The 15,112-nt window shown below is 63.3% G+C and carries 13 protein-coding genes; 10 read left to right on the top strand and 3 right to left on the bottom strand.

The annotated features are described in order from the left end of the window. Position 1: 1 nt before the first annotated feature. Genes galE through AC3LCN_RS00180 form a run of 3 tightly spaced genes read right to left on the bottom strand, consistent with a single transcriptional unit; the run spans position 2 to position 2,853 of the window. Entirely contained in the window at positions 2–973 is a 972-nt protein-coding gene (galE, locus tag AC3LCN_RS00190; RefSeq protein ID WP_488648074.1) for a UDP-glucose 4-epimerase GalE, read from the bottom strand. A 9-nt stretch (positions 974–982) separates the two neighbouring features. Next, the gene (locus tag AC3LCN_RS00185) at positions 983–2,323 is read right to left on the bottom strand and encodes a CCA tRNA nucleotidyltransferase (protein WP_488648073.1); all 1,341 of its coding nucleotides are present in this window, start codon (positions 2,321–2,323) and stop codon (positions 983–985) included. Then, positions 2,320–2,853, bottom strand: coding sequence for an HNH endonuclease (locus AC3LCN_RS00180; protein WP_488648072.1), 534 nt, complete (start codon positions 2,851–2,853; stop codon positions 2,320–2,322). Before AC3LCN_RS00180 ends, AC3LCN_RS00185 begins: the two co-directional genes overlap by 4 nt. 85 nt (positions 2,854–2,938) lie before the next feature. Here AC3LCN_RS00180 and pdxS point away from each other — a divergent pair, with 85 nt between their 5' ends. The 10 genes from pdxS (at position 2,939) to AC3LCN_RS00130 (ending at position 15,093) form a co-directional block, all read left to right on the top strand. Beyond that, entirely contained in the window at positions 2,939–3,838 is a 900-nt protein-coding gene (gene pdxS, locus AC3LCN_RS00175; RefSeq protein ID WP_488648071.1) for a pyridoxal 5'-phosphate synthase lyase subunit PdxS, read from the top strand. Beyond that, positions 3,810–4,457 carry a pyridoxal 5'-phosphate synthase glutaminase subunit PdxT gene (gene pdxT, locus AC3LCN_RS00170; protein WP_488648070.1) on the top strand — a complete coding sequence of 216 codons (648 nt, stop codon included), beginning with the start codon at positions 3,810–3,812 and terminating at the stop codon, positions 4,455–4,457. Before pdxS ends, pdxT begins: the two co-directional genes overlap by 29 nt. 56 nt (positions 4,458–4,513) lie before the next feature. Next, the gene (locus tag AC3LCN_RS00165) at positions 4,514–6,451 is read left to right on the top strand and encodes a R3H domain-containing nucleic acid-binding protein (RefSeq protein ID WP_488648069.1); all 1,938 of its coding nucleotides are present in this window, start codon (positions 4,514–4,516) and stop codon (positions 6,449–6,451) included. A gap of 6 nt (positions 6,452–6,457) precedes the next feature. Further along, positions 6,458–7,078 carry a dTMP kinase gene (gene tmk / locus AC3LCN_RS00160; protein WP_488648068.1) on the top strand — a complete coding sequence of 207 codons (621 nt, stop codon included), beginning with the start codon at positions 6,458–6,460 and terminating at the stop codon, positions 7,076–7,078. Then, positions 7,075–8,220: a GuaB3 family IMP dehydrogenase-related protein gene (locus tag AC3LCN_RS00155; protein WP_488648067.1), complete on the top strand. Its 1,146-nt coding sequence runs from the start codon at positions 7,075–7,077 to the stop codon at positions 8,218–8,220. Before tmk ends, AC3LCN_RS00155 begins: the two co-directional genes overlap by 4 nt. A 7-nt stretch (positions 8,221–8,227) precedes the next feature. Next, positions 8,228–9,790 carry a glutamine-hydrolyzing GMP synthase gene (gene guaA / locus AC3LCN_RS00150; protein WP_488648066.1) on the top strand — a complete coding sequence of 521 codons (1,563 nt, stop codon included), beginning with the start codon at positions 8,228–8,230 and terminating at the stop codon, positions 9,788–9,790. Next, the gene (locus AC3LCN_RS00145; RefSeq protein ID WP_488648065.1) at positions 9,787–10,263 is read left to right on the top strand and encodes a hypothetical protein; all 477 of its coding nucleotides are present in this window, start codon (positions 9,787–9,789) and stop codon (positions 10,261–10,263) included. The genes guaA and AC3LCN_RS00145 overlap by 4 nt, the downstream gene beginning before the upstream one ends. Positions 10,264–10,290: 27 nt before the next feature. Continuing rightward, positions 10,291–13,281, top strand: a complete 2,991-nt coding sequence (locus tag AC3LCN_RS00140; protein WP_488648064.1) for a UPF0182 family membrane protein — start codon at positions 10,291–10,293, stop codon at positions 13,279–13,281. Positions 13,282–13,291: 10 nt separating this feature from the next. After that, on the top strand, positions 13,292–14,275 hold the full coding sequence (locus AC3LCN_RS00135; protein ID WP_488648063.1) for a CPBP family intramembrane glutamic endopeptidase: 984 nt from the start codon (positions 13,292–13,294) through the stop codon (positions 14,273–14,275). A 176-nt stretch (positions 14,276–14,451) separates the two neighbouring features. After that, positions 14,452–15,093 (top strand): JAB domain-containing protein, encoded by a 642-nt coding sequence (locus AC3LCN_RS00130; protein WP_488648062.1) that lies wholly within the window; start codon positions 14,452–14,454, stop codon positions 15,091–15,093. The last annotated feature ends 19 nt before the right edge of the window (positions 15,094–15,112 follow it).

Raw genomic sequence — 15,112 nt, 5'->3', positions numbered from 1 at the left:
GCTACTTCGGGAGCAGGCTCTTCGCAATCCGATTGATGTCGCTCTCGCGTGGGCGCCAACCCAATTGACTTTGCGCCCGCCCAATGTCGGCCACGAGGCGGGGCGGATCACCGGCACGGCGGGGGTGCTCTTGTACGTCAATTCGCGCCCCAGAGGCCTTTTCGATGGCCTTGATCGCCTCGCGGATACTCGTGCCTGCGCCGCTCCCAATGTTGATGGCGCTAAATCCACGCGCCTCTTCGGCGGCAATCTTCTCGATCGCGGCAAGGTGCGCTGCGGCAACGTCGGCAACATGCACATAGTCACGGACGGCGGTGCGGTCGGGGGTGGCGTAGTCGTTCCCGTAGAGCTCGAATGGTTCCCCAGTACGCGCGGCGTTCATGAGGCGTGGCAGCAGGTGTGTCTCTGGGCTGTGGCGCTCTGTCACCTGTTCCGTTGCCCCCGCAACATTGAAGTAGCGCAGCGCGATTGCCGTGAGCCCATGCGCCGCGGCGTAGGCGCGAAGAACCTGCTCAAAGGCGGCCTTGGTTGCCCCGTACGGGTTAACAGGCGCGAGGGGGAGATCTTCATGGAGCACACTCGATGATGAGGCGCCGTAGACGGCGGCACTTGAAGAAAAGACCACCCGCTTCACGCCAACGGCGATCGCCGCGTCGAGCAGGGCGATGCTGCCAACAAGGTTTGCCTTGAAGTAGCGCTCTGGCTGGGCCACGCTCTCGGCGACGATGCTGAGCGCCCCGATGTGCAGGATGGTGTCGACCCGCGCGTCGCGCAGCAGGCTCTGCAGGCGATCCCCGTCGGCATAGCTGCCAACAATGGAGGAGGCCTCATTTGGGATCGTGTCGGCGTGTCCCGCCGAGAGGTCATCCAGGATGACAACACGATGGCCCCTGGCAATCAGGGCATTCGCGCTCGCCGCACCGATGTACCCAGCCCCACCTGTCACCAAGATCGTTCGTGACTCTAGTGTCATACCAAGAGTCTACGCGATGGAGTCACGCCCTTCGCTTGTAACGACGCGTTCGGACCATCTGAGGAGGTCGCTTTCAGCATTCGCCACGCGACGATGTGCAACATCGTCAACGAGTCGCGCGAGGAGCGCTGCAACCCACGGCCCTGGGGTGCGACCGAGGTGAGCTATCAGCTGATCGCCCCCGACGGCGAGGTCGCTCGCTGTGGCGGGAGCCTGCTGATTATCAGCCTGCACGCATGCGTTGAGGAGTGCAGCGGCTGCGCGACTGGCCCGACCGGCGGCGACACGGCGGCGAATCTGTCGCGCGGCATCTCGTGGATCACCAGTAGTGGCGGCGGCCACGATGCGTAGCGCTGCCCCATCAAGGTGGCCCCGCTCTGCCTCGCTCTCTGCAGCCGCGGCGGCACGATCGAGATCGCGAATCTGCTGAATGGCTGCAACGGTTGCACGCGGTCGGCGCCAGGATTCAAGGAGCGCTGCAACATCATCATCATCGGCGATCGGCAGAAGGAGCTCGCTCATGCGCCCCAGGGGATCTGGCACATCGGAGAGCGTATCGCCGCCGACCGCCTCGACGCGCCTACCAACCTCTACGCTCCATTCGGTGGCAAGTGCTGGCGCGATTGCGGCGAGGATGCCGAGTTCCGCAGCGAATTGCAGTGCACGTGCTGGTCGCTCGGCGGCAAGAATCCCGTCAATCTCCGCGCCGATGCGTTCACCAGAGAGGCGTGCAACGAGCGGGGCATCGCGCCTGATCGCTGAGGCGGTCTCTGGCTCCAACAACAAGTTGAACCGTGCAATAAACCGAATCGCGCGAAGCATGCGTAGCGCATCTTCAAGGAATCGTTCAGCGGGATCACCAACAGCGCGCAGTAGACCGTTGGCCAGGTCATTGACACCACCATGTGGATCAACGATGGCCCCATCAGCAACCGGATCAGCACGGCGACTCGCCTCGGGGGCGAGACCGTAGGCGATCGCGTTGACCGTGAAGTCTCTGCGCGCGAGGTCACCCTCAATTCGCGCGAGGAAGGTGACCTCATCGGGGCGGCGGGCGTCACTACTGACGCCGTCAGCCCGAAAGGTCGTGATCTCGCGCACTACCGAGTCCCCAGTTGGAACACCAACGGTACCGAATCGATTCTCATAGGTGGCGTTGGGAAAGAGGGCACGCAACTGGTCTGGAGTGGCCTCTGTGGCAAGATCCCAATCTGCTGGGGCTCGCCCAGCGATCACATCGCGGACGGCACCACCAACAACATAGGCGCCAAATCCTGCCGCCCGCAGCGCGCGCAGCAGATCAGCAACGTCGCGAGGGATAGCGGCGCGCACCGCCGCCGCGGGGGTCACGCGCCGCTGGCCGCGGCGCTATCTGAGATAAAGAGGAAGTCGCGCCACGCTGAGTAGGCTTCGTGCCGCAGGTAGGGGAGGAAGACGGCGTACACGTCGCAGCGAGGCTCGTACGGTTTGCGTCGAAGCGCAAGTCCTGCAGCTTCGGGGAGGCGGTCGCCCTTACGATGGTTGCACGCCATGCACGCGGTGACCAGGTTCTCCCAGGTCCAGGTATCGCCGCCGCGACTCTTCGGCACAATGTGATCGATCGTCAGAGAGACGCCAGTGCGACCGCAGTACTGGCAGGCATGACCGTCACGCGCGAAGATCTCCTTGCGGCTCAACTTGGCGCGCGGTCGTGGTCGGCGCACTCGATGACGGAGGCGCACAACCGAGGGGGCGGTCCAGCTGCGCGATGCGCTGCGGATCGGGTCGCCTTCGGCGAGGATCTCGGCCTTACCGCCCAGCACCAGTCGGAAGGCACGCGGCAAGGAGGCGACGTTGAGCGGTTCGTAGTCCTGATTTAGAACGAGAACTTCACTGTTCATATGATCGCGATCGTAGCAGGGGATCTGCGCCCATCGCACCGTCGTTCAGCCCACGGCGGGCGGGGCAATATGCGAGAATAGGGGCATGCCAGCACCGAAGCGCGCCAAGACGTCGACCTGGGCCACGAAGAGCGGCCTCGCCCAAATGCTGAAGGGCGGCGTGATCATGGACGTCGTTAACCCGGCGGAGGCGAAGGTCGCCCAGGAGGCTGGCGCCGTTGCCGTTATGGCACTCGAGCGCGTCCCGTTCGACATTCGTCGCGACGGGGGAGTTGCCCGCATGAGCGACCCCGACATGATCAAGGGGATCCAGGCAGCCGTCTCCATTCCAGTGATGGCGAAGGCACGCATTGGCCATGAGATCGAGGCGCGAATCCTGGAGGCGCTCGATGTGGACTACATCGACGAGTCAGAGGTGCTCACCCCCGCCGACGATCGTTACCACCTCAACAAGCACGGCTTCAAGGTGCCGTTTCTCTGTGGCTGCAAGAATCTTGGTGAGGCGCTTCGCCGCATCAACGAGGGCGCCGCAATGATGCGTACCAAGGGCGAGGCGGGAACCGGCAACATCGTTGAGGCGGTGCGCCACATTCGTACCGTTACGGAAGAGATCGCGGCGCTTAAGGGGCAGAGCGAGAAGCGTTTGCGCGCCGCCGCGAAAGAGATGCGAGTCCCCTACGAGCTCGTCAAGCTCACCGTCAAGGCGGGTCGACTCCCTGTCGTGAACTTTGTTGCGGGCGGTATCGCTACTCCGGCCGACGCGGCGCTCTCCATGTGGCTCGGCGCCGATGGAGTCTTCGTTGGCTCAGGCATCTTCAAGGCGGAGAACCCAGCGAAGACTGCGGCCGCAATCGTTCAGGCGACCACGCACTGGAAGAACGCCACCATCCTTGCCGAAGTTTCGGCGGGCCTTGGTGAAGCAATGAAGGGGATCGAGATGCGCACCATCCCCGAGAGTGAACGCCTCTCAAATCGCGGCTGGTAGCACCGTGGCGCAGCGCCACGCTACGCCAGTCATTGGCGTCCTCGCAGTGCAGGGTGACTTTGCTGAACACATCCGCCTGTTGGAATCTCTTGGCGCTGAGGCGCGCGAGGTACGACTTCCAGCAGATCTCGATGGAGTAAACGGCCTGATCCTTCCTGGCGGTGAGAGCACCGCGATGCGCAAGTTGTTGCATCGCTGGGAGCTCGTAAAACCAATTAAGGCGCTGGCGAAGCGAGGCGCACCAATCTTGGGCACCTGCGCTGGGGCAATCCTGCTTGCAACGAAGATTGTCGATGGTGACGAGCCAGTCCTTTCGCTGCTCGATATTAAGGTGCGGCGCAATGCCTTCGGCCGCCAACTTGAGTCCTTTGAAACGAGCCTTGTGATGGAGGGTTTCGGCAAAGAGGGGCAATCGCGCAGCATTCAGGCTGTCTTCATTCGTGCGCCGGAGATCGTGAAGGTTGGCCCATCGGCCCGTGCCGTCGCCACCCTAGAAGATGGTCGGATCGTCGCGGCGCGCCAGGGGCGAATCCTTGGCATCGCCTTCCACCCCGAGATCACTGGCGAGACGGGTGTACACCGCTGGCTTGTTACCGAGGCGTTAGCGGCCGCGCTCTAGCGCCCAAAAGAGCCGCACGACGCGACGCCACGCGAAGCGCACGCTAAGATTTACCAATGAGCATTGCTCGCGACCCCCACGAGGATCCAGCCCGCGCGGCAATTCAAGACGAGGCGATCGTCGACAATCTCGACCTACTGCTCGACTGTCTCCCTGGTGAGATCGTTGCCGCAATTCGTGAGCTCGCCACTCACGAAAATCTCGCCGCTGGCCGTGATGGATTGCTTGAAATTGTTCTCGACCTTGGCCGGAGACCTGAGGCACGCATCACATCGGGCGACGTCACGCTACTCGAACGCGAAATCACTGACGAAGACTTGAATTGGGTGATCTCGCGCATCGGCAACTTTGGTGGTGACAACCGTGCTGGGATCGAACGAACGTTGCACCGCATCTCTGCGATTCGCAATCGCTCTGATCGAGTCGTTGGCCTCACCTGCCGTGTCGGTCGATCGGTGTTTGGCACCATTGAGATCTTGCGCGACCATATTGAAGCGGGCCGGTCGATTCTTATCATGGGGCGACCGGGTGTCGGTAAGACCACCATGCTCCGCGAGGCGGCACGCGTCCTCGCGTCAGAATTTAGCAAGCGTGTTGTGGTGGTTGACACCTCAAACGAGATCGCCGGCGATGGCGACATTCCGCATCCAGCGATCGGCAAGGCACGACGCATGCAGGTGAGCGCGCCAGAGCGCCAGCATCTCGTCATGATCGAGGCGGTTGAGAACCACATGCCCGAGGTGATCGTCATCGACGAGATCGGCACCGAGGCAGAGGCGATTGCCGCACGAACGATCGCCGAGCGCGGCGTGCAGCTGATCGGTACCGCCCACGGCAACAGCCTCGACAACCTAATGTTGAACCCAACGCTCACCGACCTGATTGGCGGCATTCAGAGCGTGACGCTTGGTGACGACGAGGCACGCCGCCGCCGCACACAGAAGAGTGTGCTGGAGCGCAAGGCGCCGCCAACCTTTGATGTGATTGTGGAGATCATTGATCGCGACCACATATTGGTGCACGAGGATGTTGCGGGAACGGTTGACGCGTTGCTGCGCGGTGATGCGGTAGCCCCAGAGGAGCGCTGGCGCGATGAGGGTGGCGTTCGTCGATCACATGCGCGCATTCGACCTGGCCAGACGGCGCAGGGTGAGTCACGCCGATTCGGCGGGCTGACCCCAGGTGATGATCGCCGCGGCCGACGAAGTGATCGGGGCGATCGGGGCGATGAGGGGCGTGGCGGTTGGCGGCGAAACCGCGAACAGGCGCGACACGTTGAGACCATTCCGGGGGGCACGGCGACTCCAGTGATTCGTGCATTTGAAGGTGATCCCGTTGGCGGCGGTAGCTGGCGACCCGAGCGCGGCTGGAGTCATGAGTCAATGGCATCCACTATCGTTGAGATGGATCGCGAGCTTATCGGTCGAACGGTCGACGGCGCACTGGTCCCAGCGGCGTGGGATGAGGCACCGAGCGCTGATGACGACGACGGGCGTGAAGTGAGTCAGCTCCCTGAGCTTCGCGTCTTAGCCCACGGCATCTCGCGCAAGAAGCTTGAAGCGGCGATCCGCGAACTTGGGCTCCCTGCGACAACCGCGCGAACCGCCGATGAGGCCGACGCGGTGGTAACGATCCGCAATGAGTTCAAGCAGCGCGGCACGCCGATTGTGGATGCTGAGCGACGCGGGGTTCCAGTTCATGTGTTAAAAAGCAACGCCTCCGAGCAGATGGAGCGTGCACTCCTCGACATCTATCAGCTGCCACACGATCCACGTGAGATTGCGATGCGCGAGGCGAAGATGGGAATTGAAGAGGTGGCGCGCACCCAACATCCCGTTGAGCTTTCGCCACAGAACGCCTACATCCGTCGGCTGCAGCACCAGCTCGCTGGCGACGCCGGCGTCACCAGTAGTTCGCGCGGCCGCGATCCACACCGACGGGTACGACTCGAGCCACATGGTCGCACCTCGAGCACCCCGCGCCGTCGCCGCTAGGTCACGATGTTCATCACCTTTGAGGGGCCAGACGGATCGGGGAAGTCCACCCAAATCGCCCTCCTGGCCGAGCGGCTCCGCGCCGCGGGTCGCGAAGTGCTGACCGTGCGCGAGCCGGGCGGCACACCAGCCGGAGAGCGGATCCGTGCTCTCCTCCTGGGCGATGGTGGGAGCGTGGAGATCAATCCACGTGCCGACGCCCTCCTCTTCAACGCCTCCCGTTCGCAGCTGGTTCTTGAGGTGATCCGCCCTGCGCTGGCGCGCGGCGCCACCGTCATCGCCGATCGCTTCGCCGACTCGACCCTGGCCTACCAGGGCTACGGGAGCGGACTCCCGCTGGACGAGTTGCGGGCGGCGATCAGCTTTGCCACTGCAGGGTTGGCCCCTGACCTCACCGTGCTCTTGGACCTTCCCGCCGAGGAGGGGCTCGCCCGCAAGTCGGGTGATGGGCGCACGCGCTTCGAAGAGGGGTTCGACGCCGCCTTCCATGCGCGTGTCGCCGACGGCTTCCGCGCGCTGGCAGCCGAGGAGCCTGCGCGTTGGCGCTCGTTTGATGCACGCCGCCCGAAGGGTGAGCTCGCGGATGAGATCGCCTCCGCCGTTGACCTCGCTACACTCCGCCAATGAGCGGCCCATTTATCTCCAAGATCGACACCCTACGACCCGCATTTGGGTTCGACGACATCTCGCTCGCCCCTGGTACCGACACCATCGATCCCGCCGACGTCGATTTGACACAAGTGTTTTGCGGCATCCCGCTTACCGAGCCGATCATTGCGTCGGCGATGGACGCCGTTGTCTCACCTGCGACGGCGGGGCTACTTCGTGGACTCGGCTCACTCGCCTTCATTAATCTTGAAGGACTCTGGTTTCGCTACGAAGATCCCGCTGCCCAGTACGCCACCATCATTGCGGCAACCGCCGATAAGGTGCAGGCTACCTTTGCTGAACTCTACGCCGTTCCGATTCGCCCAGAGCTGATCGCCCGTCGCATTGCCGAGATGCGCGCCGCCGGTGCACCCGTTGCGATTGCGGCGACGCCACAGGCGGTTGGCAAGTATGCCGACGCACTGATCGGCGCCGATGTCGACCTGCTGCTCATCCAAAGCCAGGTCTCATCTGCACGGCACATTGCCTCGGGCTACGCGCCACTTGAGCTTTCTGCATTCGTGAAGCGCGCCGGCATGCCGGTAGCGATCGGCAACACCACAAATGCTGAAGCCGCGTATGCCCTGATGGAGCAGGGCGCCGCCGCCGTCTTCGTTGGCGTGGGGCCAGGGAACGCCTGCACCACTCGTGAGGTACTCGGCATTGGCGTGCCGCAGGTAACCGCCGTGAGCGATGTTGCCGCCGCTCGTGATGCCTTCTTCGCTGCGACCGGTAGCTATGTTCCCGTCGTTGCAGATGGTGGCATTCGTAAAGGTGGCGAGATTGCGAAGGCGCTCGCTGTTGGTGCGGATGCGGTCATGATCGGATCGCCACTCGCCCGTGGCAGCGAGGCTCCAGGCGGTGGATTCAACTGGGGGATGGCGGCACCCTCACCAACGCTGCCGCGCGGCACGCGCATCAACGTCGGTACGGTTGCGAGCATGAAGCAGATCCTGCATGGCCCATCGCACGTCACTGACGGCAGCGAGAACCTCGCGGGCGCGGTGCGTCAGTCGGCCGCCGCACTCGGCGTGCAGAACGTGCGCGGCTTCCGCGACGTTGAGGTGATCTACGCTCCAGCTGCCGCGACCGAAGGTAAGAGCTGGCAGCGTGGGCGCTAACGGCGCCGTGACCCCAACGCAGGGGGGCATCCTCGTGCTCGACTTTGGTAGCCAATTCGCGCAGCTCATCGCGCGTCGCGTGCGCGAGCTGAACGTGCACTCAGAGCTGATCGCCTTTGACACCCCGCTGAGTGAGATCGTGGCGCGCAATCCCGCGGGCGTCATCTTGAGCGGCAGCCCAAGTTCCGTGTATGACGCTGATGGCCCAAAGCCAGATCCTGCCCTCTGGGAGAGCGGCCTGCCGATCTTGGGCATCTGCTACGGCGTTCAGCTGATGGCGCAGCAGCTCGGAGGGGAGGTTGGCCCCTCGGCGCATCGTGAATACGGCCCCGCTGACATCCGCATCGGCGACCAGTCGAATCTGCTGCTGGCTGGCGTTGCGGGCGACGGTGGGAGCGCCCGCGTCTGGATGAGCCACGGCGACTCCATCACAAAGGCTCCAACTGGCTTCGCGCCGATCGCCGAGACCGACTCCACCCCGTTTGCAGCCCTTGCCGACGTCACGCGAAACCTCTGGGGGATTCAGTTCCACCCTGAGGTGGTGCACACCCCTGGCGGCAAGCGCCTGCTCCGCAACTTTGTCTATGACATTGCAAGGGCGCCGGCCAGCTGGACACCAGGGCGGGTTGCCGAAGATGCCATCGCTGCGATCACCGCACAGGTGGGCCCAACCGATCGTGTCCTCTGTGCCCTTTCAGGCGGGGTTGATTCTGCCGTCGCCGCAGCGCTCATTCATCGCGCGATCGGTGATCGGCTCGTCTGCGTTTACGTCGATCACGGTCTGATGCGCAAGCGCGAGTCGAATCTTCTTCGCGAAGTCTTCGCTAATACCCTGGGCATGACCATCCATATGGTTGATGCGGAGGAGCGCTTCCTCGGCGCACTTAGCGGAGTAGAGGACCCGGAAGAGAAGCGCAGGATCATCGGTCGCGAATTCATTCGCGTCTTTGAGGAGGAGTCGACGAAGCTCGGCGACTTCAAGTTCTTGGCACAAGGGACCCTCTACCCAGATGTGATCGAGTCCACTTCGAAAGAGACAAAAGCCGCGCAGAAGATTAAGACGCATCACAATGTAGGCGGCCTCCCCGACGACTTGAAGTTCAAACTCGTTGAGCCGTTGCGAGCCCTCTTCAAGGACGAGGTGCGCGCGGTTGGCCTTGAACTTGGCCTCCCCGAGTCTGTAGTTCTGCGACAACCGTTCCCAGGCCCCGGCCTTGCGATCCGCATTCTTGGTGACGTGACGAAGGAGCGACTTGACACGTTGCGCGAAGCCGATTGGATCGTGGTCGACGAGATCAAGACGGCGGGGCTTTACCGCAGCATCTGGCAGTCATTCGCCGTGCTTACGCCAATGCGCTCGGTTGGCGTGATGGGCGATGGGCGCACCTACGGCAATGTGCTCGCACTGCGCGCGGTCACGAGTGAAGACGGGATGACCGCAGATTGGGCGCGACTCCCATACGACCTGATTGAGCGCATCTCGGCGCGCATCGTCAATGAGGTGCCGGGCGTGACGCGGGTCGTGTACGACGTCACCTCCAAGCCACCCGCCACGATCGAGTGGGAGTGACCCCCGGACCTGAGCGCCTCCCCTCACCGGGGGCGAGCTACCTAAAGGTGAAGCCGATCCTCCTCGAAGGGCGACCAGAGGCTGGAGTGCATACAGGGATGAGTACGCCAACGACCATGCCTGACGGCTGGTGGGTTGGCCTGATGTGGGCTGAGGATGATGCTGGTGTTGTGAGTTGTCGCGAGGTTGCGCCGATCGCCGGCCCCCCACCAACGCCCCCACTCCAGCGCCTCGGCGAGCTAATGACGAATGGCCTCGGCGACCTTCTCGCCGTTGAGGAGGGGCGCTCCTGCTTGAAGTTGCGCCTCCTCGGCGATCTTGCGAGCGAGAGCGAGCCCTGGCGCCGCCCGCTGGTGCTCCAAGTGGCGGCCAAGTGGGATCCGATGCGAGTCGCTACGATGAGTGAGACGAAGGTTGCCGAGGCGGCACTCGATGCCTTCACCCGTGCGATCGAGGTCGCGCACCGACCCTGACGCACCGCAGCAGGAGGGGGATCGATCATGAGTGATCCGTTTAAGGACTTCCTTGAAGAGCTGGAGCGACGCCGAGGTAACGGCGGCCCCAAGGCCAATGAGACCTCTGAACCCGAGCCTGAATCCGACGCGCCAACCTCGCGCACCCGTGCCCGTCGCCCTGGAGGCTCTGCCCCGCGCGGACCACGACCAACATTCAAGTTTGGACTTCGCACCCTCCTCCTGCCGCTGATCATCGCTCTCGTTCTGGTCGGCGGGCCCCTCGTCGGGCTCCTCACGGATGCGCGCTGGTTTGAATCACTCGGCGCAGGGGTCCTCTACTGGCAGCGACTACAGCTGCAGGGCGGACTCTTTGTTGGCGGAACGCTTGCCGCACTTGTTCTCTTGATGGTGAGCCTCGTTGTGGCAGGGCTCATCGCCCGCCGCCTCGGCGGTGAACCAACCAACTCCGGAACTCCACGTGAACCGCGCACTCCGCTTATGGATGATCGCGGCAATCTGCAATCAGACGGGATCCTCGATGCGCTCCGCGGACTCCTTGGCGCGGATGGCGATGGCACAGTGCGCAGTGCTGGTGCCACGATCGGCAACGGCGCCTTGCGTATCGGTGCTGTGGTAATCGCGCTGCTCATTGGCGCACAGGTTGCGGCGAATTGGCAACAGATTGCGCTCTGGCAGAACGCCGTACCGTACGTCGCCGATGGCTCAGCGGTTGATCCAATCTTCGGGCGCGACATTTCGTTCTACCTCTTCAGTCTCCCCGTCCTGCGCCTCGCGCAGGGTCTTGGAATTCTTCTTCTCGGCGGCGCCACGGCGCTTGCCGCGCTGCGCTACCTCCCTGCACTCGGCGCTCGTGGCCTTGGCGGCATTGGCACCCTGCCACGCCTCCACCTCGCCCTCCTGGTTGGGGGCATCTTGCTGGTCACCGCGTACGGCTATCAGCTCGACAAGCTTGACCTTGTCTACTCACAGAACGGCGTTGCAACAGGCGTCTCGTACACCGACGCAATGGCACGCATCCCTGGCCTTGATGCACTAACCGTGATTGCAGCACTCGCCGCCGCCTTCTTGGTGGGCGCCGCCGTTACGCGTTCAACGTGGCCGCTCGTGCTCACCGTTACCGTCTGGTTCGGTGCGTCAGCGGTGCTTACCGGCCTCTATCCAGAGTTTGTGCAGCGCTTCCAGGTCACGCCGAACGAGTATGCGCTCGAGGAGCCGTACATCGCCAACAACATTCGCATGACGAGGTTGGCCTTCGGCCTTGATGGCTGGACTGAGCGTCAATACGGCGGATCTGCCGAGCTCACCACCACAGCCATCGCGGATAACTCGGAATCATTTGCTGATGCACGTCTCTGGGACTACCGCCCACTGCAGGCGACGCTCGATCAGCTCCAGACCGTCCGCCAGTACTACAACTTCTCGGATGTTGATGTTGACCGCTACATGATTGATGGGAAGCAGCGACTTGTGATGCTCTCCGCGCGTGAGTTGAACCCACAGCGTGCGCTCCAGTCGGCCACCTGGGTGAACCGTCGCATCGCCTTTACGCACGGTATCGGCGTGGCCATGGTCCCCGTCGCTGGTGTGGCGAGCGGTGGACTTCCGCAACTGATCATTCGCGACATCCCACCAGTCTCGAGCGGCGGCGCTCCGGTGGTGAGCGAGCCGCGCATCTACTTTGGCGAACTTGATGATGACTGGGTGATCGTCGGCGCTAAGACCGACGAGTTTGATTACCCGGTTGGCGACGATGCCAACGGTTCGGGGAACTCAGGCGATGCGACCACGAAGTGGAGCGGCACCTCAGGAATCTCGCTGAACACCTTCTTCAATCGACTCCTCTTCGCGGCGCGACTCGGCGACCTGAACCTGCTGATCAGTGACCAGATCACTGCAGACAGCCAGCTGCTCTGGCGCCGCACGATCAGCGAGCGCGTCTCGTCCCTCGCACCATTCGTCACCTGGGACTCCGATCCATACCTCGTGATTCGTGCGGATGGTGGACTGAGTTACGTCGTGGACGGCTACACCACCAGCGATCACTTCCCGAACGCCAACGCGGTGGAGGGGAGCAGCGTCAACTACCTTCGCAACAGCGTAAAGGCGACGGTCGACCTCTATACGGGCGAGACCGCGCTCTACCTGGCGGATGCCAAGGACCCGATCGCTCAGGCGTGGTCGAAGGTTTTCCCAGGCCTTCTTCGCCCAATCGATACGATGCCGGCCGATCTACGTGCGCACCTTCGGGTCGGCGCGAGCGGCTTCGACATCACCACGCGCGTTTACGCCACATACCACGTGACCGACCCGCAGACCTTCTACCGCCAGGACGACGTGTGGACCGTCCCTGAGTCGGCAGCCGGCTCACAGTCACTCCCAGGGGAGTCGTACTACGTACGGGTTCGCCTGCCAGGTGAGACCGGCACAGAGTTCACCCTGATTCAACCGCTCGTGCCGACGAGCCGACCGAACATGATCGCCTGGATTGCGGCGCGCAACGACGGCGATTCGTACGGTCAGATCGTGAGCTATCGCTTCCCGAAGGACACCTCGGTCTTCGGTCCAAGCCAGGTTGGCGCCCGCATCGATGCAGACCCAATCATCTCGGCGCAGACAACGCTCTGGGATCAATCTGGTTCAACCGTTACGCGTGGCAACCTCATCGTGACCCCAATTGGCGGCACGGTCGTCTACCTGCAGCCGGTGTACCTGCAGTCAACGTCAAGCTCGTTCCCAGAGTTCCAGAAGATCGTCGCCGCAACCTCGACCAAGGTGGTGTGGGGAAACACGCTCTCTGAAGCGTTGAATTTCCTCGTTGGCGGCGGCGTCGTAGATCCGGGTGGTGGAACGAACCCGACCGACATTGCGGGACTCGTCTCCAAGGCCTCAACGCTCTTTACCCAGGCCCAGACCGCGCTGAAGGCTGGCGACTTCGCAACGTACGGTGTACGCATCAGTGAGCTGCAGGCGGTTCTCAAAGAGCTGACGGCGCTGACGGAGAGCACCAAGCCGTAGCGGCGAACGAATGAGCACGGTGCCGCGCCTAGGGCCACTACAACTTGCGGGGCGTGAAGCGCCGGCGCTTTACGTCATTGGCCTGCTCGCTACCGTCGTCGGAGCCAGTGCCCTTGTCGCGGGGTTCGCAGGTGCAGGCGTTGGGCTTGTCATGTTCGCCCTCGTCTTGGTTGGCGTTGGTGGCATCGCTCTCTCAGGGGCTTCCGCACTGCAGCGGCGCGTCGATACGCCCGCTGCGGGTTGGCGCGGTCCTGGTCCGCTCGCAATCTTCTGGACGACGATTCCGTGGGCCCTGCTCGCACAGCTACTCGTCGGAGCAACGCTCACCTCGGTTGGTGCGGCATTCGCGCTGCTGCGTACGCCACTTGGAACCCTCGCCCTGGCGGCGGCATCGAACGCTGCGACGGTTCTGATCATAGGCCTCGTGGTGGTTGGCAGCGGCGCAGTGCACTGGCGAGATTTGATCTTTGCGACACGAGCCGCTTCACCAAAAACGCTACCACCACCTGATCGTCGTGGCGGACTCGCCGGCGATCTCTTCTGGGGCGTTGCCCTTGCCCTGCCGATCCTGAGTGCCGCCGGCCTCTTTGCAACGCTCGTTATGAACGGCACTGGGCTAAGCGCCCCAGTAGTCCTGCCACCAGCGATGGGTGCATTGGACCTAGCCGCAAACGTGCTAACCGCTGGTCTGATCGCACCGATCGGTGAAGAACTTCTCTACCGTGGTGTGATCGCACAGGCCTGGGCGCGGCAATCATCTGCACGCCGAGCGATCCTCTTCTCTGCGATCGTCTTCGCCTTCGCGCACACACTTACGGTTGGTGGAACATCTGTCGGCGATGCTGCGAGCGTTGTTGCTGTCACATTCGCGGTGCGGCTTCCACTCGGGATTGCGCTTGGGTGGCTCTGGATTCGCCGACGATCGCTCCTCGCGACGATCGCGTTGCACGCCTCGTACAACCTTGCCATCGTCGCTGTCATTGCCCTCTCATAGCGGGACCAGGTACATACGCGCCTGATACGCGGCGCGCGAGAGGATGCGCTTGCCTTCGGTAGGGCGGCGGGAAAACGGCGGGCTCGCCGTTCTGCCGAAGGTGCCAATGTTGGCCGCCAGGTCTACGCCGCGGAGGTTCAATGAGTCTCGCCATAGCAGCGGCTGTACCCAGCGATATGAGTCTAGAGCAGCGCGATCGTGATCAGCGCTTCATTAGGGCACTCGATGCGTTGCTCGCGCAGAGCGGCTCAACGCACACCGCGCACGACCTGGTAGAACTCAGTGGAGGGCCAGGCGGGCTCTTGCAGGGGAACCCAATCGAGAGGCTGTTGCGCGCTGGCGTGCGGAGCGAGGCCGCTGAACTGGTGGTTCGCACCGTGAACGCCGCGCACGATCTCACCGCCTGGTGGCCCGCAGAGCGAACCCGCGTTCAGGCGCCGGCCGATCTCGCCGCGATCGCTCAGCCGATCTTCGGCAGGTCGGCACAGGAGCAGCTTCACATCGCCATTGTTGATGGTCGCAACGGGCTGCTCGACCTGCGCCACGTCTATACGGGCACAGCGACGGGCACGAGTGTGCGCATCGGTGAGCTCCTGCGTCCGGTCCTTGAGGCGCATGGTGTCGGCTTCGCCGCCGTCCACAACCATCCGAGCGGTGACCCAGAGCCTTCAGACGAAGACCTCCGGCTGACGAGCGAACTCCTCGCCGCCGCTCGGCTGCTCGACATTGAGTTCCTGGACCACCTCGTCATTGGGCATGGTCGCTGGGTGAGCATTCGCTCGAAGCAGCCCGCGATCTGGGGTGGTGAGGCGCCATAGGGGGGAGGGCGGGGGTGCG

Origin of the sequence: Candidatus Limnocylindrus sp. (assembly GCF_040397215.1) — a bacterium.
Lineage (GTDB): Bacteria > Chloroflexota > Limnocylindria > Limnocylindrales > Limnocylindraceae > Limnocylindrus.
Note: the sequence above shows the minus strand (reverse complement) of the source record. Positions and strands in the feature narration are given on the sequence as shown.

Coding starts and splice junctions, on each gene's coding strand:
- galE (WP_488648074.1), bottom strand. CDS start 973: ATGACACTAGAGTCACGAACGATCTTGGTGACAGGTGGGGCTGGGTAC.
- AC3LCN_RS00180 (WP_488648072.1), bottom strand. CDS start 2,853: ATGAACAGTGAAGTTCTCGTTCTAAATCAGGACTACGAACCGCTCAAC.
- pdxS (WP_488648071.1), top strand. CDS start 2,939: ATGCCAGCACCGAAGCGCGCCAAGACGTCGACCTGGGCCACGAAGAGC.
- AC3LCN_RS00165 (WP_488648069.1), top strand. CDS start 4,514: ATGAGCATTGCTCGCGACCCCCACGAGGATCCAGCCCGCGCGGCAATT.
- tmk (WP_488648068.1), top strand. CDS start 6,458: ATGTTCATCACCTTTGAGGGGCCAGACGGATCGGGGAAGTCCACCCAA.
- AC3LCN_RS00155 (WP_488648067.1), top strand. CDS start 7,075: ATGAGCGGCCCATTTATCTCCAAGATCGACACCCTACGACCCGCATTT.
- AC3LCN_RS00140 (WP_488648064.1), top strand. CDS start 10,291: ATGAGTGATCCGTTTAAGGACTTCCTTGAAGAGCTGGAGCGACGCCGA.
- AC3LCN_RS00135 (WP_488648063.1), top strand. CDS start 13,292: ATGAGCACGGTGCCGCGCCTAGGGCCACTACAACTTGCGGGGCGTGAA.
- AC3LCN_RS00130 (WP_488648062.1), top strand. CDS start 14,452: ATGAGTCTAGAGCAGCGCGATCGTGATCAGCGCTTCATTAGGGCACTC.